Raw genomic sequence first — 2,927 nt, 5'->3', positions numbered from 1 at the left:
ACATTAAGCAATGATATAATTAATCTTATAATTATTACTAGAGGTGGAAACTTATGCATTTAAATCAAATAAAAAGAACTAGAGAAAATATAAAAGACGTAATAAATAAGACTCCATTGCTTTATAGCAATATCTTTTCTTCATTGAATAATTGTTCAGTTTATATGAAATGTGAAAATTTACAAGTTACGGGAGCTTATAAAATAAGAGGTGCATTAAATAAAATAAGATCTTTAAGTGAAGAAGAAAAAAGTAAGGGCGTAGTTTGTTCTTCAGCTGGGAATCATGCCCAAGGTGTCGCTTATGCTGCAAATCTTTTAGGGGTAAACTCTACGATAGTAATGCCTAAAAATACACCTTATTTAAAGGTTCAATCAACTCAAGAGTATGGTGGACAAGTAGTTTTGCATGGTAGTTGCTATGATGACGCTTTCCTAAAAGCAAAGTCTTTAGAAAGAGATAATAACTCTATTTTTATACATCCTTTCAACGATATGGATGTTATTTATGGACAAGGAACAATAGCTTTAGAAATATTTGAAGATTTAGAAAACATTGATATTATTATTTGTCCTATTGGTGGTGGCGGATTAATAAGTGGTGTATCTTTAGCTGCTAAAGAAATTAATCCCAATATTAAAATTATAGGTGTACAATCCGAAGGTGCTAATGCTATGGAGAAAAGCTTTAAAGAAGGTAAACTTCACTCTCTTGAATCAGTAAATACTATAGCTGATGGTATAGCTGTAAAGTCCCCGGGAGAACTAACATATAGCATTATTAGAGAATATGTAGATGAAGTTATTACTGTATCTGATAAAGAAATTGCTGAAGCTTTCTTAATTTTATGTGAAAAGCATAAATTATTAGCTGAAGCTTCTGGTGCTGCTTCTCTTGCTGCATTAAAAAAATTAGATTTAGATAATAAAAAAGTAGTTTCAATAATTAGTGGTGGTAATATTGATATGCTTACTATATCATCACTAATAAGCGATGGTTTAGTTGAAAGAGGTAGGTTATTCTGTTTCTCAGTAGAACTTCCAGATGTCCCAGGACAGCTTCAAGAAATATCTAGAATTTTATCAGAACTTAATGCCAATGTTGTCCAACTAGAGCATAATCAATTTAAAGCAGTTAATAGACTAAAAAATGTTTTACTTGAAGTAACTGTGGAGACTAATGGTCATCATCATATAGATATGATTCGAGAAACCTTAACTCAAGAAGGATTTAAAATTAAACAAATGTACTAAAATAATTTTTAAGCAATTTATAACAAGTAGTAGCTAGTAGTGTAAACTATGAATATTGTTTACTTGAATTATTTGTAAAAATAAGAAGCTGTATCTAATAGGATACAGCTTCTTAAAATTTATTTTCCTTTTTTCATTTTTTTATATATTTTAGCATTTTGAATTATGTCCATAAAATCATCAGCTATTTCAAATAGCACTTTGCTTTTAGCCTTAGATTTTTTAAAGGTTCTTTTCATTTTCCTCATCAGTTTATTTCTCATAATTGCACCTCCTAAAGACTATCTTCTATTCTATTTTCCCCCGAGATGCAAAATTTATGATTTTATATTAAACTACTTATAATAGAATTTATAAAGTCTTCTTTTTTTGAGTTTAGATACTCACCATAATATGACTCTATCATCTCTTCATTGATTTCAATTTCAGATAATATAAAACTATTTATATCCATAGAATATCTTTCTTCTATTTCTTCCTTTATAGCTCTATACTCTTCAATACCTCCAGTTTTCTTATACTTTCTTATTAAAGAATCTAAATAAGTATTATATTTATTTATCTTATATGTTATTTTTTGAAGAAAAACTTTTTTCGTTTTAATATAGTTTTTCTCATAATTGACTTTTGTCTTTAAAAGATTATTTAAAGCATAATTCTTACCTTGAATCTCTATACCTTCACTTAAGTCTGAAAGAGCATTGTTAATTATAAAGACTGCTAACTCTTCTTCACTTCCTATATTGCTTAATAAAGAGTTTCCTCCTACTATTTCAATTGCTTTCCTTAACTGTTTTAACTTTTCTTCTAAAGCTTTATCTCTTATAGTTAACATTATAAATCTCCTTAATTACATAATATCTAATCTGAAATGCGTATATAAGTTGCAATAAAATTTCTACATTCCATTAAGTTAGTTCATATTTAAAATATTTCAGTTAGGTAATTACACAATCAACTTATATAAAACTTAAACTATATATGCTTTCAATTAATGTAATTTTTCAAAACTATTTTTCACTTGAAATAACATAATTACTAAATATGTAGATTATTTATTGAGCTATATATTATAAATTTCTTTAAATCATTTCATACTTAAATATTATATATTCTTAATATACTACTGTCTATCCTATTATACAGTTTCTATACAATTTACATTTAAACTATAAGTAACATCTTTTCTCTCAACTATTACTTTTATCTTTTCTCTTATGTCTTTATCAGCCTTAACCTTATCCAATAATTCCTTAGTAGGATTAATTGCATAAGGAATTCCTACTGATTGAAACATTGATATATCTCCAGAAGTATCTCCATAAGCATAACTCTTACTTAAGTCTATATTGTATTTTTCTTTAAATTCATTTATAGACTTTAGTTTGCTTTCGTGATCCCACATAGGTACAACTTCACCACTATATTTGTTATCTCCATCTAACTTATATATAGTTCCCTTAAAGTCATCCATATTATATTTTTTAGACATTTCTCTTACAAGCTCATATGGTGAACCAGAAATTGCAATTACTATATGTCCTTGATCTTGATGCCACTTTATTCTTTCTCTGCTAAATGTATATACTCTATCTCCCTTTTGTTCAATTACTTTTTTTGCAATATAATCAATATGATATTTATCTATTCCTTTAATAGCATCTACATAAATAT

4 protein-coding genes are annotated in these 2,927 nt (G+C 27.0%); 1 reads left to right on the top strand and 3 read right to left on the bottom strand.

Annotated features, from left to right (window positions below; translation table 11 throughout):
* Positions 1-53 precede the first annotated feature (53 nt).
* Positions 54-1,253 (top strand): threonine ammonia-lyase, encoded by a 1,200-nt coding sequence (gene ilvA, locus E6248_RS14940; protein ID WP_316341572.1) that lies wholly within the window; start codon positions 54-56, stop codon positions 1,251-1,253.
* A gap of 119 nt (positions 1,254-1,372) precedes the next feature.
* On the opposite strand, the gene E6248_RS14935 is transcribed toward ilvA, so the two are convergent.
* The 3 genes from E6248_RS14935 to E6248_RS14925 all read right to left on the bottom strand — a co-directional run.
* Positions 1,373-1,516, bottom strand: a complete 144-nt coding sequence (locus E6248_RS14935; protein WP_316341571.1) for a hypothetical protein — start codon at positions 1,514-1,516, stop codon at positions 1,373-1,375.
* 62 nt (positions 1,517-1,578) lie between these two features.
* Positions 1,579-2,088 carry a hypothetical protein gene (locus E6248_RS14930; RefSeq protein WP_316341570.1) on the bottom strand — a complete coding sequence of 170 codons (510 nt, stop codon included), beginning with the start codon at positions 2,086-2,088 and terminating at the stop codon, positions 1,579-1,581.
* A 303-nt stretch (positions 2,089-2,391) separates the two neighbouring features.
* The coding region (locus E6248_RS14925) for an HAD-IB family hydrolase (RefSeq protein WP_316341569.1) at positions 2,392-2,927 on the bottom strand (536 nt) is incomplete at its 5' end.

It is taken from the genome of Clostridium sp., assembly GCF_032552055.1.
In the GTDB taxonomy this organism is placed as follows: domain Bacteria; phylum Bacillota; class Clostridia; order Clostridiales; family Clostridiaceae; genus Clostridium.
The sequence above is the reverse complement of the archived record's forward strand: the minus strand, read 5'-3'. Positions and strand labels throughout refer to the sequence as shown.